Annotated in this window: 20 protein-coding genes; 15 read left to right on the forward strand and 5 right to left on the reverse strand. The window is 68.9% G+C overall.

The genetic code is table 11. The annotated features are described in order from the left end of the window. Positions 1-11: 11 nt before the first annotated feature. Positions 12-995: a thiamine-phosphate kinase gene (gene thiL, locus QU603_RS06975; protein WP_308493761.1), complete on the forward strand. Its 984-nt coding sequence runs from the start codon at positions 12-14 to the stop codon at positions 993-995. Here the strand turns inward: thiL and rsmD are convergent, their stop codons facing one another. Continuing rightward, positions 996-1,586: a 16S rRNA (guanine(966)-N(2))-methyltransferase RsmD gene (gene rsmD, locus QU603_RS06980; protein ID WP_308493762.1), complete on the reverse strand. Its 591-nt coding sequence runs from the start codon at positions 1,584-1,586 to the stop codon at positions 996-998. It lies immediately after the preceding gene. A gap of 48 nt (positions 1,587-1,634) precedes the next feature. On the opposite strand from rsmD, the gene QU603_RS06985 reads away from it, so the two are divergent. The 6 genes from QU603_RS06985 (at position 1,635) to mutM (ending at position 6,770) form a co-directional block, all read left to right on the forward strand. Beyond that, positions 1,635-3,800 (forward strand): ATP-dependent DNA helicase RecG, encoded by a 2,166-nt coding sequence (locus tag QU603_RS06985; RefSeq protein ID WP_308493763.1) that lies wholly within the window; start codon positions 1,635-1,637, stop codon positions 3,798-3,800. Between the two features lie 46 nt (positions 3,801-3,846). Continuing rightward, positions 3,847-4,344 carry a pantetheine-phosphate adenylyltransferase gene (coaD, locus tag QU603_RS06990; protein ID WP_308493764.1) on the forward strand — a complete coding sequence of 166 codons (498 nt, stop codon included), beginning with the start codon at positions 3,847-3,849 and terminating at the stop codon, positions 4,342-4,344. A gap of 106 nt (positions 4,345-4,450) precedes the next feature. Next, entirely contained in the window at positions 4,451-4,939 is a 489-nt protein-coding gene (locus QU603_RS06995) for a YceD family protein (protein WP_308493969.1), read from the forward strand. A 26-nt stretch (positions 4,940-4,965) separates the two neighbouring features. Next, positions 4,966-5,175 (forward strand): 50S ribosomal protein L32, encoded by a 210-nt coding sequence (gene rpmF / locus QU603_RS07000; protein ID WP_127818873.1) that lies wholly within the window; start codon positions 4,966-4,968, stop codon positions 5,173-5,175. A gap of 10 nt (positions 5,176-5,185) precedes the next feature. Beyond that, on the forward strand, positions 5,186-5,878 hold the full coding sequence (rnc, locus tag QU603_RS07005; protein ID WP_308493765.1) for a ribonuclease III: 693 nt from the start codon (positions 5,186-5,188) through the stop codon (positions 5,876-5,878). Between the two features lies 1 nt (position 5,879). Further along, positions 5,880-6,770, forward strand: coding sequence for a bifunctional DNA-formamidopyrimidine glycosylase/DNA-(apurinic or apyrimidinic site) lyase (mutM, locus tag QU603_RS07010; RefSeq protein WP_308493766.1), 891 nt, complete (start codon positions 5,880-5,882; stop codon positions 6,768-6,770). Between the two features lie 16 nt (positions 6,771-6,786). Here mutM and QU603_RS07015 read toward each other — a convergent pair whose 3' ends face one another. Both QU603_RS07015 and QU603_RS07020 read right to left on the reverse strand, forming a co-directional pair. Then, entirely contained in the window at positions 6,787-7,911 is a 1,125-nt protein-coding gene (locus QU603_RS07015; RefSeq protein WP_308493767.1) for a GNAT family N-acetyltransferase, read from the reverse strand. A gap of 24 nt (positions 7,912-7,935) precedes the next feature. Further along, on the reverse strand, positions 7,936-8,202 hold the full coding sequence (locus tag QU603_RS07020; RefSeq protein WP_308493768.1) for a hypothetical protein: 267 nt from the start codon (positions 8,200-8,202) through the stop codon (positions 7,936-7,938). 459 nt (positions 8,203-8,661) lie between these two features. Here QU603_RS07020 and smc point away from each other — a divergent pair, with 459 nt between their 5' ends. The 3 genes from smc to QU603_RS07035 are packed head-to-tail and all read left to right on the forward strand — an operon-like array spanning position 8,662 to position 13,665. Beyond that, positions 8,662-12,204, forward strand: coding sequence for a chromosome segregation protein SMC (gene smc / locus QU603_RS07025; RefSeq protein WP_308493769.1), 3,543 nt, complete (start codon positions 8,662-8,664; stop codon positions 12,202-12,204). Between the two features lie 45 nt (positions 12,205-12,249). Next, positions 12,250-13,119 carry a signal recognition particle-docking protein FtsY gene (gene ftsY / locus QU603_RS07030; protein ID WP_308493770.1) on the forward strand — a complete coding sequence of 290 codons (870 nt, stop codon included), beginning with the start codon at positions 12,250-12,252 and terminating at the stop codon, positions 13,117-13,119. A gap of 45 nt (positions 13,120-13,164) precedes the next feature. Beyond that, on the forward strand, positions 13,165-13,665 hold the full coding sequence (locus QU603_RS07035; RefSeq protein WP_308493771.1) for a DUF2004 domain-containing protein: 501 nt from the start codon (positions 13,165-13,167) through the stop codon (positions 13,663-13,665). A gap of 18 nt (positions 13,666-13,683) precedes the next feature. Here the strand turns inward: QU603_RS07035 and lipA are convergent, their stop codons facing one another. Further along, the gene (gene lipA, locus QU603_RS07040; RefSeq protein WP_308493772.1) at positions 13,684-14,679 is read right to left on the reverse strand and encodes a lipoyl synthase; all 996 of its coding nucleotides are present in this window, start codon (positions 14,677-14,679) and stop codon (positions 13,684-13,686) included. After that, positions 14,676-15,314 carry a lipoyl(octanoyl) transferase LipB gene (lipB, locus tag QU603_RS07045; protein ID WP_308493773.1) on the reverse strand — a complete coding sequence of 213 codons (639 nt, stop codon included), beginning with the start codon at positions 15,312-15,314 and terminating at the stop codon, positions 14,676-14,678. Before lipB ends, lipA begins: the two co-directional genes overlap by 4 nt. 108 nt (positions 15,315-15,422) lie before the next feature. On the opposite strand from lipB, the gene QU603_RS07050 reads away from it, so the two are divergent. The 5 genes from QU603_RS07050 to QU603_RS07070 all read left to right on the forward strand — a co-directional run bounded on the left by QU603_RS07050 (position 15,423) and on the right by QU603_RS07070 (position 20,693). Continuing rightward, positions 15,423-15,995: a TetR/AcrR family transcriptional regulator gene (locus tag QU603_RS07050; RefSeq protein WP_308493774.1), complete on the forward strand. Its 573-nt coding sequence runs from the start codon at positions 15,423-15,425 to the stop codon at positions 15,993-15,995. A gap of 140 nt (positions 15,996-16,135) precedes the next feature. Continuing rightward, the gene (gene ffh / locus QU603_RS07055) at positions 16,136-17,683 is read left to right on the forward strand and encodes a signal recognition particle protein (protein WP_308493775.1); all 1,548 of its coding nucleotides are present in this window, start codon (positions 16,136-16,138) and stop codon (positions 17,681-17,683) included. A 67-nt stretch (positions 17,684-17,750) separates the two neighbouring features. After that, the gene (locus QU603_RS07060; RefSeq protein WP_308493776.1) at positions 17,751-18,410 is read left to right on the forward strand and encodes a GntR family transcriptional regulator; all 660 of its coding nucleotides are present in this window, start codon (positions 17,751-17,753) and stop codon (positions 18,408-18,410) included. A gap of 127 nt (positions 18,411-18,537) precedes the next feature. Next, the gene (locus QU603_RS07065) at positions 18,538-19,722 is read left to right on the forward strand and encodes a branched-chain amino acid ABC transporter substrate-binding protein (RefSeq protein ID WP_308493777.1); all 1,185 of its coding nucleotides are present in this window, start codon (positions 18,538-18,540) and stop codon (positions 19,720-19,722) included. 80 nt (positions 19,723-19,802) lie between these two features. Further along, on the forward strand, positions 19,803-20,693 hold the full coding sequence (locus QU603_RS07070; RefSeq protein WP_308493778.1) for a branched-chain amino acid ABC transporter permease: 891 nt from the start codon (positions 19,803-19,805) through the stop codon (positions 20,691-20,693). Positions 20,694-20,695: the final 2 nt, after the last annotated feature.

Here is a 20,695-nt window from a genome sequence, read left to right on the forward strand (position 1 = left end):
AGCGTGGAGCGATGACCGATCCGACCGTGGGCGAGCTCAGCGAAGGCACCGTGCTGCGGGCGATCCTGGACCGATTCCCCCCGTCGACGTCGCCGCTCGGCCCCGGGGATGACGCGGCCGTGCTGGACGCTCCCGACGGACGCGTCGTCGCGACGGTCGACACCCTCGTGCACGGTCCGGACTTCCGCCTGGCATGGACCGGCGGATACGACCTCGGCTGGAAGGCCGCGGCGGTGAACCTCGCCGATGTGGCGGCGATGGGCGCACGCCCCACGGCGCTGCTGGTCGCCCTCGCGATGCCGGATGCCACACGCCTGTCGTTCGTGACGGCGATGGCCGACGGGCTGCGCGATGCGTGTGACGCGCTCGCACCCGGCTGCGCGATCGAAGGCGGCGACCTGACCGTCTCCGACACGCTCACGGTGGCGGTGACGGCGCTGGGCGTGCTCGGCGGGCGCGCGCCCGTGACCCGCTCCGGGGCGCGCGTCGGCGACATCGTAGCGATTGCCGGTGACGTCGGCCGCGCGGCGGCAGGACTTCGGCTGCTGTTCGACCGCTTTCGCGACGACGACGGACACCCGCTCGCTGTGCGGCCCGACGAGCTCACCCCGCCTGAGGCATCCCTCGTCGAAGCGCAGCTCCGCCCGCGGCCGCCGGTGGCCGGCGGCACGGCAGCGGCGGATGCCGGGGCCTCGGCGATGATGGACGTCTCAGACGGCCTCGCCCTCGACGCCTCGCGGATGGCTGCTGCCTCGGACGTGGCGCTGGAACTGGACTCGTCGCAGTTGGGACCGGATGTGCACGGCGCGCTGTCGGGCGGCGAGGACCACGCGCTGCTGGCGACCTTTCCGGCGCGATCCGTTCTGCCCGACGGGTTCCGCGCGATAGGGCGGGTGCGTGCGCGGGGTGCTCATGCGGTCACCGTCGACGGTGAGCCGTACACGGGGCGCGGAGGATGGGACCCGTACCGGGACTGGGACGCCGTACGGGGCTGATCAGCCGCCCGGTCGGTCTGTGCGGCGGCGCAGCCACCACAGCGCCGTGTCGCCGTAGCGCTTGTGCCGATCCAGCGCGAGCTCGGGCGGCAGCACGGGCCCGGCGGACCGGGCGCTGCGCTCGAGCACCACGAGCCCGCCCGGGGCCATGAGGCCCGCCAGAGCGGCCAGCATCGCCTCGATCTCGTCGTCGGCGACGTCGTACGGCGGATCGGCGAAGACCAGATCGTAGGGCCCGGCTGCGGTGGACAGGAACGCCGTCACCGCCGCCTTGTGCACGCGCGCCGGCATGGCGGCGGTCGTGGGCTCGCCGGTGGCCGCGACGACCTTGGCGGTGTTCGCGCGTGCCACCTGGACTGCCTGCGGCGAGCGCTCGACGAGGTCGACCGCCGCCGCCCCGCGGCTGAGCGCCTCGAGCCCCAGTGCGCCCGACCCGGTGTACAGGTCCAGAACGCGGCTGCCGGCGATCGCGTCTGCGGCGTCGAGGGCACCGAACAGCGACTCGCGCACGCGGTCGCTGGTGGGCCGTGTGCCTGCCGAGGGAACGGCGATGACCGTGCCGCGGGCCGTCCCGGCGATGATGCGCGTCATGTTCTCAGCCTACAAACCGTGTCGCACGGCATGCCTAGACTCGAAGGCATGACGGTCTACTCGCTGTCCATGCGGCTGGACGGAGCCCTGGGCGGCAAGACCGCGGGTCCGCTCGCCCGCGCGTTCGGCATGCATACCGTGGCCGATCTGCTTGCGCACTACCCGCGGCGCTATGCGTACCGCGGGCAGCTCACCCCGATCGAGTCGCTGCAGGAGGGCGAACAGGTCACCATCGTCGCGCAGGTCAAGAGCGCCACCGACCGGCGGATGCGGCAGCGCAAGGGCAGCATCCTCGAAGTCGTCATCACCGACGGCTACGGCGACCTCAAGCTCACGTTCTTCAATCAGAGCTGGCGACAGAACGAGTTGAAGGTCGGTCGGCAGGGCATCTTCTCGGGCAAAGTGGGCCGCTACCAGCGGGGGCTGCAGTTCGCCCATCCCGACTACGAGCTTTTCGACGACGTCGACACCGCGCGCATGACCGCCGAGGCCAAGGCGAACGAGCCGATTCCGATCTACCCGGCCACGGCGGCGCTGGCGAGCTGGCGCATCGCGAAGATGATCGGCATGATCCTCGACGGACTGGGCGAGGTCGAAGACCCGGTGCCCGACGACATACGCGCACGGCACGACCTGCTCACCGCGCGCACGGCGCTCGAGCGCATCCACCGCCCCGACGTCGAAGATCAGATCGGGCCGGCGAAGAAGACGTTGCGCTGGCACGAAGCGCTGGTGCTGCAGACCGCACTGCTGCAGCAGCGGCAGTCCGTTCGGGCGATGTCGGCGACGGGTCGCCCCGCAGGCGATCTGCTGGCCGAGTTCGATGCCGCCCTGCCGTTCGCGCGCACCCCGGACCAGATCGCCGTGGGGGAGCGGATCGCCGGTGACCTCGTCGCCGACTGGCCGATGAACCGGCTCGTGCAGGGTGAGGTCGGGTCGGGCAAGACGCTCGTGGCGCTGCGCGCGATGCTGCAGGTCGCCCAGTCCGGTGGACAGTCGGCGCTGATCGCCCCGACCGAGGTGCTGGCAGGCCAGCATCTGCGCTCGATCGCGCGCATGCTGGGCCCACGGCTTGCCCCTCGGGTCATGCCGACGCTGTTGACGGGCCAGATGCCCGCGGCCGAGCGCCGTCGTGCGGCCTTGCGTGTCGCCGCCGGGCAGGCGCTGGTCGTGGTGGGCACGCATGCGCTGCTGAGTGAGAGCACGACGTTCGCCGATCTGGGGCTCGTGGTCGTCGATGAGCAGCACCGGTTCGGTGTCGAGCAGCGTGAGTCGCTGCGGGCGAAGGGGTCGAGTCCGCACGCGCTCGTGCTCACCGCCACCCCGATCCCGCGCACCGTCGCCATGACGGTGTTCGGGGACCTCGACGTGTCCACGATCCGCACGATGCCGCCGGGGCGGGCCGGCATCCAGACCTTCGTGACGCCGCTCGCCGAGAAGCCCGGGTGGTTCGGGCGGGTCTGGGAGCGGGTCGCCGAAGAGGTCGCACAGGGGCGGCAGGCATTCGTCGTGTGCCCGGCGATCGACGCCGAGGCGACCACGGCCAAGGGTCTCGAAGACTCCGGGGCACTCGTGCCCGATGAGGCAGCGGCCACGCCGATCACGTGGGGCGTGGTGCAGGCCGAGCGTCTGCTCGCCGGACATCCTGCCTTCGCGGACCTGCGCGTGCAGACCCTGCACGGTCGCATGCCGGGGGAGACGAAGGATGCCGTCATGCGGGCGTTCGCGGACGGTGAGATCGACGTGCTGGTGGCAACGACCGTCGTCGAGGTCGGCGTCGACGTCGCCAACGCGTCGACCATGGTCATCCTCGACGCGGACCGCTTCGGCGTTTCGCAGCTGCACCAGCTGCGCGGCCGCGTCGGGCGGGGCACGATCCCCGGTCTGTGCCTGCTGGTCACCGGCGCGCCGGCCGACACCCCCACTCGCGAGCGCATCGACGCCGTCGCGCAGACCACCGACGGTTTCGAACTGGCCGAGAAGGACCTCGAGCTGCGCGGCGAGGGGGACGTGCTCGGCGATGCGCAGTCGGGGGTCCGCACGTCTCTGCGGATGCTGCGCGTGGTCAAGGACGCCGACCTCATCGCGCTCGCCCGCGAAGAGGCCGAAGCGATCCTCGATCTCGACCCGGCACTGTCGCAGCATGCCGGTCTTGCCCAGGCGATCGAACGGCGGCTGGACAGTGCGGAGCGTGCGGCGCTGGCCAAGAGCTGATGACGACGTTCAGGAAGCGCGAGGCCGGACCGGTAGGCTGGGGGACGTGAGCAACCGGATCGCCGTCGTCCCGGGGTCGTTCGACCCGCCCACCCTCGGCCACCTCGATGTGATCAGCCGAGCCGCCGCACTGTACGACACGGTGCATGTGCTGGTGGTGCACAACCCCGACAAGCAGGCCATGCTGCCCATCGCGCAGCGGCTCTCGCTGCTCGAGCAGTCGATCGCCGAGCTCGGGGTCGAAGGGGACATCGTCGTCGCGTCGTGGAGCATGGGGCTCCTGGTCGACTACGCGACCGATGTCAATGCCAGTGTGCTGGTCAAGGGCATCCGCTCTCAGGTCGACGTGGCCTATGAGACGCCGATGGCGATCGTGAACCGCCACCTTGCCGACATCGAGACCGTGTTCCTGCTGACCGATCCCGCGCACGCGCTCGTCTCCAGCTCGCTGGTGCGCCAGGTCGCCGGCCTCGGCGGGGACGTGGCGCCCTACGTCCCGGGGCCGGTTGCGCGCTTTCTGGACACCGGCGCGCGGGGCATCTGAGCCCGGCGGCCGCACAGGGACGGCACGATAGACTCTCGGGGTGAGACACCCCCGACCAGGAGCATTCAGTGTGCTCGTGCGCGACCTGATCCGGCGCCCCGGAGAGATGCGCGAGGTCTCGTTCGACGTGACCCTGCCCGAGCACTGGGGCGAAGGGCTGGTCTCGATCGCGCGGAGCGAGACGGTGCAGATCGACGGGCGGCTCGAGTCCGTGCACGAGGGCGTCCTCGCCTCGGGAACGGCGCGCACCCGGTACACGGGGGAGTGCGGACGGTGTCTCACCGACATCGACGGGCCCGTCGAAGTCGAGTTCCAGGAGCTTTTCGCGTATCCTGGTCAAGAAGCGAATGACTTCGAGGTTCAAGACGACCACGTGGATCTTGAAACTCTGGTCAGGGACGCCATCGTCCTCTCGCTTCCGTTTCAGCCGGTGTGCCGGCCGGACTGCCCGGGGTTGGACCCGACCACGGGCACACGTCTGGTTGAGTCCGCGGAGGCCGGAACCCGTCAGGCCATCGACCCGCGTTGGGCCGCCCTGACGGACCTGGCATCTGACCCGGCAGAGGGCTCAGATGGTTCTGCGCCCACAACCTAGACCTCACACACGAAGGAAGAACAGCCATGGCAGGTAACCCCCCGAAGCGGAAGGTCTCCCGTTCGAACACCCGCTCGCGTCGCGCGCAGTGGAAGGCGGAGGCGCCCACGCTGGTCAAGACGGTGGAGAACGGCAAGGTCGTCTACAGCCGGCCGCACCAGGCGAAGGTCGTCACCGACTCGCAGGGCACCGAGCTGTTCCTGGAGTACAAGGGCCGCAAGGTCGCCGACGTCTGATCCGCATCCGATGACGTCTGCAGCGGGAGAAGCCTCCCAGCTGAACGAAAAGCTCGGGGTCGACATCGACCCCGAGCTTCTTTCGCTCGCCCTGACGCATCGGTCCTACGCCTACGAGCACGGACACCTGCCGCACAACGAGCGGCTCGAATTCCTCGGCGATTCGGTGCTCGGGCAGGCGGTGACAGTGCTGCTGTACACGCGTCATCCCGACCTCGATGAGGGGGCGCTGGCCAAGCGCCGCGCCAGCGTCGTGTCCACGGTCGCCCTGGCCGAAGTGGCCCGAGGCATCGGCCTGGGGATCTATCTGCACCTCGGTCGCGGCGAAGACCAGACCGGTGGACGCGACAAGGACTCGATCCTGGCCGACACCATGGAGGCAGTGATCGGTGCGACGTACCTGTCGGCGGGGCAGGATGCCGCCACCGGCCTCGTGCGCAGGCTCGTCGAGCCTCTGCTGGCCGACCCGGACCGTTACGGAGCCGCCGTCGATCCGAAGACGAGCCTGCAGGAGCTTGCAGCCCACCTCGGCCACACGCCGCCGGTGTACATGGTCGAAGCCGATGGTCCCGATCACGATCGCACGTTCACGGCGACCGTCATCGTCGGCGAGAACTCGGAGACCGGCATCGGCACGAGCAAGAAGCACGCCGAGATGGCGGCGGCGCTGCGCCTGTGGCGTGCCCTCTCGAACGCCGGCTGACGTGCCGGAGCTTCCCGAAGTCGAGGTCGTGCGCCTGGGCCTCGCGCCCGCGGTGACCGGTGCCGTCGTGGCTGCGGTCACCGTGCGCGACGAGCGCGCCCTGACCCGTCATGCCGGCGGTGCGGCCGACTTCGAGGCATCCCTCACGGGAATGCGGTTGGCAACTGCCGCACGACGCGGCAAGTTCCTCTGGATCCCGTTCGGCAGCGACCGCGCACTGGTGGGGCACCTCGGCATGAGCGGGCAGCTGCTGCTGCGCCCGGCGGGGGCGCCCGTCGAGCGATTCGAACGGGTGCGCATCGACCTCGAGCACCCCGTGCATGGGGAGGTGGCTGTCGTCTTCGCCGATCAGCGCACGTTCGGCTCGCTCGCCGTCGACACTCTGGTGGCAACCGGCGACGGTGCGGCCGGCGGCCGGGGAACCGAAGCGGCCCTCGTCCCGACGCAGGTCGCCCACATCGCGCGCGACCCGCTGGACCCGGCCTTCGACGACTCCGGGTTCCGCCGTGCGCTCGGACGCAAGCGATCGGGCGTCAAACGTGTGCTGCTGGACCAGACCGTCATCAGCGGGGTGGGCAACATCTATGCGGACGAGTCCCTGTGGGCCGCCCGCATCCACCCCGAGACGCCGGCCGACACCCTGTCGACGCGCGCGGTGAACCGTCTGCTCAGCGAGATCCGTGCCGTGCTGGAGAAGGCGCTGGCCGAAGGCGGTACGAGCTTCGACGCGCAGTACGTGAACGTGAACGGCCAGGCAGGTTACTTCGCCCGCGAACTGCACGTCTACGGTCGGGAGGGCCGGCCGTGCCACCGGTGCGGTGGCCCGATCATGCGGGCAGCCTTCATGAATCGGTCCTCGCACTTGTGCCCGAGGTGCCAGCGACGACGCTGACCTCGCCCGCCGCGCCTCACTGAGCCAGGGTCCGCTTCCACGCCCCGTTGTACATGATCGGGACGAATCCGATCGTCTCGTTGATGTCGAGCATGGGGCGGTTCTCCTCGGCGTTGTAGGTGAGCACCCGTGGCGAGTCGGGGGCGACCGATCGCCACGACAGCAGTGCCGCGCACTTGACGAGCATGCCCAGGCGGTGGCCGCGGTGCGAGGCGAGCACCAGAGTGTCTTCCTGATGGGTGGCCTCGGTGCGGTCGTTGCCGACGACGAGTTCATTGAAAGCCACCAGCTCGCCGGTCTCGACATGCTGTGCCGCAGTGACCTGCACGGTCATTCCGGCATCCATGTACTTCGCATCATGCTCGGCGACCCGTGCAGCATCCCACACCTCCTCGTCGAACTCGATGCCCGCAGCGGGCGCGTCCGTGATCATGCGGGATTTCATCCAGCCGTACCCGGCGACGAACTCAGTGGGCGTGGGCATCATCCACTGCAGGATGCGGTAGCCCGCGGATGCGGCCTGAGCATCGGCGAGGAGCCGCTCCAGATGCGCGAATGTGTCGTCGTTCAGGTCGAGGGCGCTGTTGCGCTCGATCTGCTCGAGCGCGTACTCGTGCGACTGCAGAAAGCGTGCGGCGTGGTCGTTCGGCACGGAGCCGAAACCCGTCGGTGCGGACAGACGGTCGCCGGGGGCGTCGGGGTGCGACGCCCAGCCCTGCAGCACCGTGCGGCCGTGGGCGCGAGCCGTGGCGACGAGCAGGTCGTGCGCAGCCGACCCGATTCCCCGCCCCCACGCGCGACGCAGCAATTCGATGTTCAGGAACGCGACGTGCGAGCCCTGTTCGAGGGGGAGGTTCACCTGCGCGCGGCCGACGATCTCGTCGTCCGCGACGACGAGCCACATCAGCGTCCGCTCGTACTTCTCGCTCACGTAGTGGGGAAGAAGCTCGGCGGGGCTGATGCGCTCGTCGTCGTGGCCGTTGATCTCACGGTAGATCGCGTTGCGGACATCGGTCATGGCGACGAAATCCGCGGCGTCGGGGCCGACCACCGAGGTCGGGACGACCAGGCGGCGCAGCCCGACTCCGGTGGGAAGGTTCGGCATCCCCACCTCGTCGGCAGGCGTGGTGATGTTCTTCATGTGTGTCTCCTGTCGGAACGCAGGTCAGCGATAGTGAGAGATCCGCGCGGCCCGCGTGAGAGCGGCCTCTCGCTCGCGACGCGCGTACGTGTCGCGGGCGAGGGCGAGCTGCTCGCGGGCGTCGCGACTGATGCGGTGGTCAGCGCGGCGAGCGCTGGACAGCAGCAGCCACAGCCCGAGCCGCAGGGTGATGCGATCGGTGTAGCTGATGCGGGTGTCTTGGGTGAGTCGTGCGTAGTCCTGGAGCTGTTGGTGCTCGTCGGAGCGCACATCGGACAGCAGCGTATGCATGATGGTGCTTTCGAAATCGAGAGGAACGGGGCGCGGGGCACCGGGGCCGCGTGATGCGACCGAAGAGGCACGAACGGAGCGTCGTGCGGAAGCCGTCAGAACGACGGGGCGGCGTCGGCGATGGCCGAACGCGCAGAGCGCACAGGGGTGGCCGGCAGCGCTAGCCGGCGACCGGCGTGGACGCCGCGGAACGGGTGGCCGCAGACAGCGCGACACAGCGCGCGACGCCGGCGAACGCGATTGGTTCGGTGATCATCATCATGGCGGCCTCCTTCCGTCTCAAGTGCGAGAACCGACACTAGCGCGCTCGGCGAAGCGGCGTCAAGCGATTCTTCAGAAATCGCTGATCTTCGGGCGTGTCGCGCGGCGAGATGGGCGATGCGCGGCCTGCCGTCGAGGGGTTGGCTCCGGCATCCGATAGCGTGTTCCGGTGATCGATCGGTGCGGAGGGGCGCGGGTATGCACCTGAGGAGCGTGACGCTCAAGGGCTTCAAGTCCTTCGCTCAGCCGACCACGTTTGCGCTGGAACCCGGCGTCACCGCCATCGTCGGTCCGAACGGCTCGGGCAAGTCCAACGTCGTCGACGCGCTCGCGTGGGTGATGGGGGAGCAGGGGGCCAAGACACTGCGCGGCGGCAAGATGGAGGACGTCATCTTCGCCGGCACCTCCACGCGCGGCCCGCTGGGGCGCGCCGAAGTGCAGCTGACGATCGACAACAGCGACGGCGCACTGCCCATCGAGTACGCCGAGGTCACGATCAGCCGCATCCTGTTCCGCAACGGCGCGAGCGAATATGCGATCAACGGCGAGCAGTGTCGATTGCTGGATGTGCAGGAGCTGCTCAGCGACTCCGGCCTCGGCCGCGAGATGCATGTCATCGTCGGACAGGGGCGCCTGGATGCCGTGCTGCAGGCGACCCCCGAAGAACGCCGGGGTTTCATCGAAGAGGCCGCGGGAATCCTCAAGCATCGGCGGCGCAAAGAGAAGACCGTCCGCAAGCTGCAGGCCATGGAGGCCAACCTCACCCGGCTGAGTGACCTTGCCGGCGAGCTGCGCAGGCAGCTGAAGCCGCTGGGTCGGCAGGCAGAGATCGCCCGTGAGGCGGCGACGATCGCCGCCGTGGTCCGCGATGCGAAAGCACGGCTGTTCGCCGATGAGCTGGTGGGCCTGCGGCGAGAGCTCGCCGCCGCCGCACACAGCGAGCAGGAGCGCCACGCGGAGCGGCTCGTGCTGCAAGATCGCATCGAGAGCCTGCACGCACGCATCGAAGAACTCGAATCCGATCAGCGCTCCGAAGCGGTCGACCGTGCTCGCGGCATCGCGTTCGGACTGGAGCAGGTGCAGGAGCGGCTGCGCGGCCTGTACACCCTGGCGGGCCAGCGTCTCGCGCTGCTCGGCGACGACGACGGCGCGCTCGCCCCTCAGCAGACAGTGACGCAGGCGTCGATCGACGACGTGCGCCACGGCATCGACGAGATCGCATCGGGCTTGGGGACGGCGCAGGATGCCGCAGCCGCCGCCACCAGAAGCGTCAGCCGTGCACGGGCCGAGCTGGACGCCCTGGACGCCGACATCGCGGCGCAGAGCGCGCTTGTCTCGGAGCACGACATGCGGATCACGACGCTGCGAGGGACGGCGGAAGCGGCCGCATCCGCCCTCGCAGCGGTGGAGACCGCGGTGGCGCGGCAGCAGGCGGCGCTGGATGCCGCGCTCGCCCGCCGGGCCGAAGCTGCCACCGCTTATGCGGCACTCGAGCCGCAGGAGTCATCCGATGCCGCATCGGCCGAGCACTCGGCGCGCTACGAACGCAGTCAGCGAGACGTGTCCGACGCCGAGGCGGCTCTCGGCGAGCTGCGCGAGAAGCTGCACGCGGCCGAACGCGAGAAGGACGCCCTCACGGCGCAGACTGCGGCGCTGTCGCGTGCGCTGGATGTGCGCAACGGCGCTGCACAGCTGCTCGCCGACGGCGCCCACGGCCTGCGCGGTCTGGTCGCCGACGCCGTGCAGGTCGAACCCGGGTTCGAAGCGGCGATCGCGGGCGTGCTCGGGCCGTTGGCCGAAGGCGTGCTCGTGGGTGTGCCGGGCGACGCCCTGGCGGCGGCTGCCGCGGCTCGGTCGGGCGACTACGGCGTCGTTGACATGGCGATCGCGCAGGCACCGGCATCCGGATCGACCTCGCCGCTGCCGGGACTGCGGGCCGCGCGCGATGTCGTCACCGCCCCGGATGGCGTGCTCGGCCTGCTGCACGACGTGTACATCGCCGAAGACCTCGCCGCCGCGCTGGACGCCGTGGCTGCTGCGGGCCGCACGATCACGGTGGCCACGCGCACCGGCGAGCTGGTGACGCCGTTCTCGGTGCGCGCCGGCTCAGGGCAGAGCCGCTCACGACTGGAGCTGTCGGCAGAGCGGGATGCCGCGGCCGAGAAGCGGGCAGAGCTCGACGTCGTCGTGGACTCGCTGCGCGAAGCCCTCGCCGAGCGGGTGACGGCCCACGATGCGGCACGTGCGCAGGCCAAGGCGGCGCTCGAGGCGCTGCGCGCCCACGACGCCGCGCTGGCGTCGCAGGCCGAAGCGGCCAACCGTGTGACGGTACGGTATGAAGCGGCCGTCGCGGAGTGCGAGAGACTCGAGGCGACGCTGCGGCAGGCCCAGGCCGCGGTCGATGACGCCGAGGACTCGGCGCGTGTGGCACAAGATCAACTGGACACCGCGCTGGAGGCGCCCCGACCGATTCTGGACGCGTCGGCGCGCGACGGCCTGTTGCAGGAGCTCGACGGGGCCCGGGATGCCGAGATGCGCGCACGCCTGGAGGTGGAGACGCTCAAAGAGCGGATCCGCGCCGAGGAGGCGCGCGCGACGAGCCTCGAGCGGCAGCGCGAGCGCGAGCGGTCCGCAGCCGAGGAGGCCGCGCGGCGTGCGGTGATTCGCCGTGCGCAGCGGGATCTCGCAGCAGGCGTCGCCGACCGGCTGCCGCCGCTGCTGGACTCGGTCGACCGATCGGTCAGCCAAGCACGGGTCGAACTTGCCGCGGCAGAGACGGCGCGGACGGCGTTGACGGCCGAGTTGGCCGGACTGCGCGAACAGGAAGCCGCCGTGCGCGAGCGCCTGGCCGGGCTCACCGAGAACGTGCACTCGTTGGAGTTGCAGATCCATGAGAAGCGGCTGCACGTGACCAGCCTGTTGGAACGGGTGCAGTCCGAACTCGGCCTCGACGAAGATATTCTCATTTCGGAATATGGTCCGGACCAGCCGCTTCCCAGAGAGGATGACCACGAGGCCGAGTCTGTCGCCGGTTCCGACGTCGAGCCGTCGACCTTCGACCGTGCCGCGCAGCGCAAGCGACTTGCCGATGCCGAGCGCAAGCTCGCACAGCTCGGACGGGTCAATCCGCTCGCACTGGAGGAGTTCGAGGCTCTCGAGCAGCGGCACAAGTTCTTGACCGAGCAGCTGGCAGACCTCACCCAGACCCGCAAGGACCTGCTCACCATCATCGCCGAGCTCGACGAGCGGATGCAGACGATCTTCCTCGCCGCGTTCGAAGACACCCGCGCCGCCTTCACCGAGGTGTTCCCGATCCTGTTCCCGGGAGGCACCGGCAGCATCACGCTGAACGACCCCGAGAACCCGCTCACGACCGGCATCGAGGTGGCGGTGCGGCCGGTCGGCAAGAAGATCGAGCGGCTCTCGCTGCTGTCGGGCGGAGAGCGGTCACTGGCGGCCGTCGCCCTGCTGACGGCGATCTTCAAGGCGCGGCCGAGCCCCTTCTACATCCTCGACGAGGTCGAGGCCGCTCTGGACGATGCCAACCTCGGGCGGCTGCTCGGCGTCTTCGAGCAGCTGCGCGCATCGAGCCAGCTGATCGTGATCACCCACCAGAAGCGCACGATGGAGATCGCCGACGCGCTGTACGGCGTGTCGATGCGCCAGGACGGCGTCTCGGCGGTCGTGGGCCAGCGGGTCGGCGACCGCAAGGCGCGCGAGTCCGAGCCGGCCACGGCCTGAGCGGCGGCCACCGTCCGGGCGCTGTGCGCCCCGTAGGCTGGAGACATGGCGGAGAAGTGGTCACTGGGACGCGCATTGCGCGGCATGTTCGTCAGACCGACGATCGATGAGACGACGTGGGATGACCTCGAGACCGCGCTGCTGACGGCCGACTTCGGCCCCGACATCACCGAGCGCATCGTCGAGGACTTGCAGGGCAAGGTCGAGCGGTTCCACACGACCGACCCGAGGGATCTGCAGCGCATGCTCAAAGAGACCCTCGAAGAGCACTTCGCCAAGTTCGACACGACCCTCACGCTCACCGAACGGCCCGCGGTCGTGCTCGTGGTGGGCGTGAACGGCGTCGGCAAGACCACGACCATCGGCAAGTTCGCGAAGTTCCTGCAGCGCTACGGGCGCTCTGTCGTCGTGGGAGCGGCCGACACGTTCCGCGCCGCCGCCGTCGACCAGCTCGCGACGTGGGCCGACCGCGCGGGCGCCGCGATCGTGCGACCGCAGCAAGAGGGCCAGGACCCGGCATCCGTCGCCTTTCAGACCATCGAGTTCGCCAAGCGCACCGGCACTGAGATCGTCATCGTCGACACCGCCGGTCGCCTGCACACCAAGGGCGGGCTGATGGACGAGCTGACCAAGATCCGGCGGGTGATCGAGAAGCAGGCGCCGATCAGCGAGGTGCTGCTGGTGCTGGATGCCACCACCGGGCAGAACGGCGTCATGCAGGCCGAGGCGTTCCTCGAGCATGCGGGTGTGACCGGACTGGTTCTGACCAAGCTCGACGGCTCGGCCAAGGGCGGGTTCGTGCTCGCCGTGCAGGAGCGCACCGGCATCCCGGTGAAGCTGCTCGGCCAGGGCGAAGACATCGCCGACCTGACCGGCTTCACACCGCACGTCTTCGCGGCGTCGCTGGTCGAGTGAGTATGCGCTCTACCGGAACCGCGACGAGTCTGCTTGCATAAGACCATGGCGATCGAACACGACTATTTCGGACTATTGGAATCCGGCCCAGACGGTTCGATCTTCTGGTCGGAGACGGTGGAGCTGGGCGACCAGGCGGTGACCGTCGATCTGACCGCCCCGGACGAGGACGACGTGTCGCAGGCGGCGCTGGATGTCGCGGCCGGCATGATCGCCTCCCTCGAGGCGATCGATCGCACCTCGCGCAACGCCATGGTCTCCGAGCTCGACGACCGCACGAGCGAAGTGATCGAGTTCATCCTGCAGCAGCAGGAGTCGCTCGGCGACGACCTCGAGGACTACCTCGTCGACATCTCCGGTGACACGCACATCGACATCATCCGGTCGCTGAGACTGATCAGCCTCACGATCCTTGCCGACGAGCACGGCGGAACCGAGCCGTTCGCCGTGCTCGAATACGGGCTGGACCCCGACGAGACCGACGACGTGCTGCTGGTCAACCTCAACACCGACGGCGACGTGCAGTCGGTCACCAGCGCCGACTGACCCGGTCGCTCGGCGCCGTCACACGGCTTGCCTGAAGCCGCGCTCGACGTGCATGTCGGCGGCGATGTGCGCGAGATGAGCGGGGATGTCGCGTCCCTTCGAGATCATCGACTGAGCCCACAGCCGCCCGGCGCGGTACGAGGAGCGCACCAGGGGCCCGGCCAGAACGCCGAGGAATCCGATGCGCTCGGCCTCCTGCTTGAACGCGATGAACTCGTCGGGCTTGACCCATCGGTCGATGGGGTGGTGCAGGGGCGTGGGGCGCAGGTACTGCGTGATCGTGATGATGTCGCATCCCGCATCGTGCAGGTCGTGCAATGCCTGGACCACCTCGTCGGGCTCTTCGCCCATGCCGAGGATCAGGTTCGACTTGGTGATCAGGCCCGCCCCACGCGCCTGGGTCAGCACGCCCAGTGAGCGCTCATAGCGGAAGGCGGGACGGATGGTCTTGAACAGCCGGGGCACCGTCTCGAGATTGTGGGCGAACACCTCGGGGCGCGCGTCGAAGATCTGCCCGAGAAAGCGCGGGTCGCCGTTGTGCTCGTTGGCCAGGATCTCCACGCCGGTGCGGGGGTTCTTCTTGTGGATCTGGCGCACCGTCTCTGCGTTCAGCCACGCGCCGGTGTCGGGCAGGTCGTCACGGGCGACGCTGGTGACAGTCGCGTAGCGCAACCCCATGCGCTGCACGCTCTCGGCCACCCGCCGCGGCTCGTCGACGTCGTAGGAGGCGGGCTTGCCGGTGCCGATCTGGCAGAACGCGCACCGACGCGTGCACTGCGAGCCGCCGATGAGGAAGGTCGCCTCGCGGTCCTCCCAGCACTCGTAGATGTTGGGGCAGCCGGCCTCCTGACAGACGGTGTGCAGGTCCTCAGCCTTCACGAGCTGCTGCAGCTCGGTGTACTGCGGGCCCATCTTCGCCTTGGTCTTGATCCACTCCGGCTTGCGCTCGATGGGGACCTGCGCGTTGCGTGCTTCCAGCCGCAGCAGCTTGCGCCCCTCGGGTGTCGCACTCATGCCGTGACCCCCGCGTACTCGGCCTGGAACGTGCGCACGACGCTGTCGAGGATGTCGGCGGGGGAGACGTCCCGCCCCACGACCTCGCTGACCGTCGTGACCCCGGCATCGGTGATCCCGCACGGGATGATGCCTCCGAATCCGGTGAGACTGTTGTCGCAGTTGATCGCGAACCCGTGCATCGTCACTCCCTTCTCGACACGTACGCCGATGGCTGCCACCTTGTCTTCGGACAGTGGCCGGCGCACCCAGACACCGCTGCGCCCGGCGACCTGGTAGCCGTCCACCCCGTGCTCGGCGAGCGCGGCGATGAGCAGTCGCTCGATGCGACGCACGTGCTCGACGACATCCATCGGCTCGGGCAGTCGCACGATCGGGTAGCCGACCAGTTGGCCGGGGCCGTGCCACGTGATCTTTCCGCCGCGGTCGACGTCGATGACCGGTGTGCCGTCCTGCGGCCGCTCGTGCGGCTGCGTGCGCTTGCCGGCTGTGTAGACCGGCTCATGCTCGAGCACGATCATCGTGTCGCCGCGGGTGCCGGCCACGACGTCGGCGTGGATGCGCCGCTGCAGCGCCCATCCGTCGACATAAGGCACGTACGCGGGTGCGAGCCCGGCGTCCAAGATCTCGAGCATGCTGTTCCTTTGCACCGAAGGTATTGATGTACAGCGTCCAACAATACGCGCTGCGCACCGCAGACAGTGATCGGCGCGCGTATGGCGGCAAGCCCATAGGGTGGGGTCATGGGTGAGATGCGGGCCGGCCGACCGAGGGCGTCGTCGCGCAGCACCCTTGCCGAAGCAGCCTGCGAGCTGTTCCTCGAGCGCGGCTACGCCGCCACATCGGTGAACGACATCGCCGTGCGTGCGGGTGTGAGCCGGTCCAGCTTCTTCAACTACTTCTCATCCAAGGCCGACATCCTCTGGAGCGGTCTGGACGGGCGACTCGAGGATGCCGTGGCGCGATTGGACGGCGCGCGTGCGGTTCCCGAGGCCCTGGCCGAGGCCCTGGCCGGATTCGCCCCCGACAGTCTGGCGCTGGCGATCGTCAACGCCGAGGCCATGGGCATCGAGGATGAGCTCGCACGAGAGGGGTCTGTGCGCCGCGCGCGGATCGCGCAGGCGGTGGCCCGGCGTCTCGAGCGGGACGGCATGCAGGCGATGCGCGCCGAGATTGCCGCGGCGGCGTACGCGGCTGCGGTGCTGTCGGCGGTGCGGTCCTGGGCGCACGACGGCGCCGGGCGTGCACCGTTGGCACCGGTCATGCAACGGGCGCTCGCGCTCGTGCACAGCGTCGTACCCGACGCCCCGGCGTGACCGGCCTGAGATCCGGTGGGCGCGTCTTGCCGCTGCAGCCGCGAAATGACGTCAATCGCGACGGCTGACGGCCGGGGGCGATTCTCCGGCGGCGGACGCGGCCCGGGTCGCGGCATCCACTCACGTAGAATCGGGGAATCATGGCTACTTTCGGCACGCTCTCGGACCGGCTCACCGAGACCTTTCGCAATCTGCGCACCAAGGGCAAGCTCTCGCCCGCCGACGTCGACGGCACCGTCCGCGAGATCCGGCGCGCGCTGCTGGACGCCGACGTGGCGCTGGTCGTCGTCAAGGACTTCACGGCGAAGGTGCGCGAGCGCGCCCTCTCGGACGAGGTCAGCCGTGCGCTGAACCCCGCCCAGCAGGTCGTGCAGATCGTCAACGAAGAGCTCGTCGCGATCCTCGGGGGCCAGCAGCGCCGGCTGCAGTTCGCGAAGAACCCGCCGACGGTCATCATGCTCGCGGGCCTGCAGGGCTCGGGCAAGACGACCTTCGCGGGCAAGCTCGCCAAGATGCTCGAGAAGGACGGTCACACGCCCCTGCTGGTGGCCGCCGACCTGCAGCGCCCCAATGCGGTGAATCAGCTGCAGGTGGTCGCCGAGCGCGCCGGGGCCGCGATCTATGCTCCGCAGCCGGGCAACGGCGTGGGCGACCCCGTGAAGGTCTCGCGAGACGGCGTCGAGCACGCTCGGCACGCGCAGCACGACGTGGTCATCATCGACACCGCCGGTCGGCTCGGCGTGGACGCCGAGCTCATGAAGCAGGCCGCCGACATCCGCAAGGCCACCGATCCCGATGAGGTGCTGTTCGTCATCGACGCGATGATCGGGCAGGATGCCGTGAACACGGCCAAGGCGTTCCAAGAGGGTGTCGACTTCACCGGAGTGGTGCTCTCCAAGCTCGACGGCGATGCGCGCGGCGGCGCGGCACTGTCTGTCGCGCAGGTCACTGGCCGGCCGATCATCTTCGCCTCCACGGGCGAGGGACTGGAAGACGTCGAGCCCTTCCACCCCGACCGCATGGCCAGCCGCATCCTCGACCTCGGCGACATCCTGACTCTCATCGAGCAGGCGCAGCAGGCATTCGACGAAGACGAGGCGCGCAAGGTCGCCGAGAAGCTGGCGACCGAGCAGTTCACGCTCGAGGACTTCCTCGAGCAGATGCAGCAGATGCGCAAGATGGGCTCGATGAAGAAGATGCTCGGCATGCTGCCGGGCATGGGCCAGATGAAGCAGCAGCTCGATGACTTCGACGAGCACGAGATCGACCGCACCGAGGCCATCATCCGTTCGATGACTCCGGGTGAGCGGCGCAACACCAAGATTCTGAACGGCTCCCGCCGACTGCGCATCGCGCGCGGTGCGGGCATGACCGTCACCGACGTCAACCAGCTCGTGCAGCGCTTCGAGCAGGCCGCGAAGATGATGAAGACGGTCGCACGCGGGGGAGTGCCCAACATTCCCGGCATGGGGGCGATGGGGAAGCCCGGTGCATCCAGCAAGCGCGGCAAGCAGCCGAAGAGGAAGGGTTCGCGCTCGGGCAACCCGGCCAAGCGTGCGGCGGAGAACTCCGGTCTGGCAGCGTCATCCGAGACCGCGCCGAACGGGTCCGGATTCGGTCTGGGGGGCGCGAAGCCGCCGAGCGAGACCGACATGGCCGACATCCAGAAGCTGCTCGGTCGTCACTGAACCTGACCGTGTGCGGCCCGCACCATAAGATGTCACATACCACGTGGTATCCGAGGAGGCGATGGTCGTGAACTCGAGCAGTGTCTTCGAGGTGGTGAGCCTGCGCGAGCAGGTCGAGCGCACGCTGTCGTCGCGGATCGTGACCGGCGAATTCGCAGCCGGCACCGTGCTGACGGTGCCGACGCTGGCAGGCGAGTTCGGCGTGAGCGCGACCCCCGTGCGCGAGGCGATGCTCAATCTCGCCCGTCGCGGCTTCCTCACCCCGATCCGCAATCGCGGATTCCGCGTCACCGAGGTCTCACCAGACGAACTGGCAGCACTCGGCGAGGTGCGCGTGCTGCTGGAGGCGCCGCCCATGCGATGGTTGGCGGGGCACTTGTCCGAACCGGTTGTCGAGCAGCTGATGGTGTTCGCGGATCGCATCGTCGATGCCGCCGAACAGGCGCGCTTCGAGGACTATCTGGCCGCCGACACCGACTTCCACCTGACGCTGCTGGAGCAGACCGGCAACACGCACCTGGTGCGGCTGGTGCGGGAGCTGCGACAGCAGACGCGACTGGTGGGGCTGGTCAGTCTCGCCGAGTCCGACGCGCTGGTGTCCACGTCGCTGGAGCATGCGGAGCTGATCGCGCTGCTGGTCGCCGGTCGCGGCGAAGACGCCGAGCAGCTCATGCATCGGCACATCGGCCACATCACGGGCCTGTGGAGCGGACGCCCAGAAGCGTGATCGTGTCCCGATCGTGATGCCGGCGACTTGTGGCGGTCGCTCAGTCGGGTAACATTGCTCCGGTTGGTGCGTGATATGTCACGTACTACTGCGCAGTCATGCAATGTCGCTGACAAGGAGTGTTCTCATGCCACACGGTTCCGGACGCAGGATGCGTCTTCTGCAGATCGCTGCCGCGGCAGCGCTTGTGCTCGCCACGGCGGGCTGCTCGGGAGGTCTGGCAGGCGGGGGAGACAAGGCCTCGTCTGACGCCGGCCCGATCAAACTCGGTATGATCGCGCCGTTCTCGGGGAGTGAATCCGCATTCGGCGACTACATGAAGAACGGTGCGCAGCTCGCCGTCGACGAGCTCAACGCCGACGGGGGGATCGACGGGCGCAAGCTCGAACTGGTCGTTGAAGACGGCGCGTGTGACGCGACCACCGCAGTCGCTGCCGCGAACAAGCTCGTCACCGAGGGGATCTCGGTTTCGGTCGGCGGATACTGCTCGGGGTCGACGCTGCCGACGCTGCCGATCTTCGATTCCGCGAAGATCCCGATGGTCATCCCTGCCGCCAACTCGAACAAGCTCGTCGACGCGGGCCTGCCGGGTGTGTTCCTCATCAACGGAACAGGCACCCAGCAGGCGCAGGCAGCCGTCAAGTACGCGCAGAAGACGGGCATCAAGAGCGTGGCCACGGTCGATGACTCGACCGCCTACTCGGTGGACCTCGCCAAGTCGTTCGCAGAGCAGGCCAAGGCCGCAGGGCTGACTGTGCCGTTCACCTCGACGGTGACCCCCGGTGAGAGCGACTACTCGGCGGTGGCCACGCAGTTGGCCAAGCAGCAGCCCGAGATGGTCTATTGGACCGGCTACTACCAAGAGGGCGGGCTGATCGTGCGTCAGGCCACCGACGCCGGGTTCAAGGGCGAGTTCCTCGTCGGCGACGGATCGGTCGACGCGAAGTTCGCACAGATCGCCGGCAAGGGGTACACCGACAAGGTGCTGGGCACGTTCACGCAGACGCCTGACATGCTCACCGGTGCCGACACCTGGATCGCCGACTACAAGAAGCTCGCCGGTGCAGAGCCGGGCCCGTATTCGACGCAGTCCTATGACGCTGTGCGTGTCGCCGCGCAGGCGATCAAGGACGCCGGCGGCACCGACTTCGACAAGGTCGTGGCGGGGCTGAAGGGGCTGAAGGACTTCAAGACGTTCGCGGGGCCGCTGACGTTCACCGATCAGGGCACGCGCACCAGTGGCGGGTTCGTGATCGTGAAGATCGACCCGGCAACGGGCAACTTCGTCCTGGCGGACGACCTGCAGGGCTGATCCGACCCGACGAGGCGACCGGCGCGTGTGCGCCCGGTCGCCCTGTCGAGACGGAGCGCCGTGGAACGGAGCCACCGCCCATGATGCAACTTCTGTGGAACGGCCTGATCGTCGGCTCGTTCTATGCCCTCGTCGCGCTCGGCTACAGCATGGTGTACGGCATCATCAAGCTGCTGAACTTCGCACACGGCGACATCTACATGCTGGGCGCGTTCGTCGCGTTCTTCACCCTGAACTCGTTCGGGATCGAAGGATCCAGCTCCATTCCGCTGCTGCTGGTAATGCTGCTGCTGGCCATGGTCACCACGGGCCTGATCGGGGTCGGCATCGAGCGGGTGGCGTATCGCCCGCTGCGCAAGAGCCCGCGCCTGGCGGTGCTGATCACGGCCATCGGCGTGTCATTCACGCTCGAGTACGGAGTGCGCTCTCTGTTCGGGGCGAACCCGGAGGCCTTCCCGATCCGCTTCGCCTCGCACGGCTTCGAGCTGGCCGGCATGCGCATCACGGGGGCGCAGGTCACGCTGGTGATCATCGCGGCGGTTCTCATGCTCGTGCTCGCGCACGTCGTCGAGCGCACCCGCGCCGGCCGCGCCATGCGCGCGATCGCCCTCGACACGCAGGGGTCTCAGCTGATGGGGATCAACGTCAACCGGACGATCGCGGTCGTCTTCTTCATCGGCTCGGCCCTGGCAGGTGCTGCCGGCGTGATGGCCGGCGCGTACTACGGCTCGATCGACTTCCTGATGGGGTTCATCATCGGTCTGAAGGCCTTCACCGCCGCCGTGATCGGCGGAATCGGCAACCTGTACGGAGCAATGCTGGGCGGACTCGTGCTCGGCATGCTCGAATCGTTCGGCTCGGCATGGTTCGGCGGTGAATGGCGCGACGTGTTCTCGTTCGCCTTCCTCATCCTGTTCCTGACCTTCAAGCCCACCGGCCTGCTCGGTGCGCGGGTCGTTGAGAGGATGTGACC

The sequence above is a fragment of the Microbacterium terrisoli genome (assembly GCF_030866805.1).
In the GTDB taxonomy this organism is placed as follows: domain Bacteria; phylum Actinomycetota; class Actinomycetes; order Actinomycetales; family Microbacteriaceae; genus Microbacterium; species Microbacterium terrisoli.

What these genes read in the sequence shown, in the direction of transcription:
- thiL (WP_308493761.1), top strand. Translation starts at nt 12, where the DNA reads ATGACCGATCCGACCGTGGGCGAGCTCAGCGAAGGCACCGTGCTGCGG.
- rsmD (WP_308493762.1), bottom strand. Translation starts at nt 1,586, where the DNA reads ATGACGCGCATCATCGCCGGGACGGCCCGCGGCACGGTCATCGCCGTT.
- QU603_RS06985 (WP_308493763.1), top strand. Translation starts at nt 1,635, where the DNA reads ATGACGGTCTACTCGCTGTCCATGCGGCTGGACGGAGCCCTGGGCGGC.
- QU603_RS06995 (WP_308493969.1), top strand. Translation starts at nt 4,451, where the DNA reads ATGCGCGAGGTCTCGTTCGACGTGACCCTGCCCGAGCACTGGGGCGAA.
- rpmF (WP_127818873.1), top strand. Translation starts at nt 4,966, where the DNA reads ATGGCAGGTAACCCCCCGAAGCGGAAGGTCTCCCGTTCGAACACCCGC.
- rnc (WP_308493765.1), top strand. Translation starts at nt 5,186, where the DNA reads ATGACGTCTGCAGCGGGAGAAGCCTCCCAGCTGAACGAAAAGCTCGGG.
- QU603_RS07015 (WP_308493767.1), bottom strand. Translation starts at nt 7,911, where the DNA reads ATGAAGAACATCACCACGCCTGCCGACGAGGTGGGGATGCCGAACCTT.
- QU603_RS07020 (WP_308493768.1), bottom strand. Translation starts at nt 8,202, where the DNA reads ATGCATACGCTGCTGTCCGATGTGCGCTCCGACGAGCACCAACAGCTC.
- smc (WP_308493769.1), top strand. Translation starts at nt 8,662, where the DNA reads ATGCACCTGAGGAGCGTGACGCTCAAGGGCTTCAAGTCCTTCGCTCAG.
- ftsY (WP_308493770.1), top strand. Translation starts at nt 12,250, where the DNA reads ATGGCGGAGAAGTGGTCACTGGGACGCGCATTGCGCGGCATGTTCGTC.
- QU603_RS07035 (WP_308493771.1), top strand. Translation starts at nt 13,165, where the DNA reads ATGGCGATCGAACACGACTATTTCGGACTATTGGAATCCGGCCCAGAC.
- lipA (WP_308493772.1), bottom strand. Translation starts at nt 14,679, where the DNA reads ATGAGTGCGACACCCGAGGGGCGCAAGCTGCTGCGGCTGGAAGCACGC.
- lipB (WP_308493773.1), bottom strand. Translation starts at nt 15,314, where the DNA reads ATGCTCGAGATCTTGGACGCCGGGCTCGCACCCGCGTACGTGCCTTAT.
- QU603_RS07050 (WP_308493774.1), top strand. Translation starts at nt 15,423, where the DNA reads ATGGGTGAGATGCGGGCCGGCCGACCGAGGGCGTCGTCGCGCAGCACC.
- ffh (WP_308493775.1), top strand. Translation starts at nt 16,136, where the DNA reads ATGGCTACTTTCGGCACGCTCTCGGACCGGCTCACCGAGACCTTTCGC.
- QU603_RS07065 (WP_308493777.1), top strand. Translation starts at nt 18,538, where the DNA reads ATGCCACACGGTTCCGGACGCAGGATGCGTCTTCTGCAGATCGCTGCC.
- QU603_RS07070 (WP_308493778.1), top strand. Translation starts at nt 19,803, where the DNA reads ATGATGCAACTTCTGTGGAACGGCCTGATCGTCGGCTCGTTCTATGCC.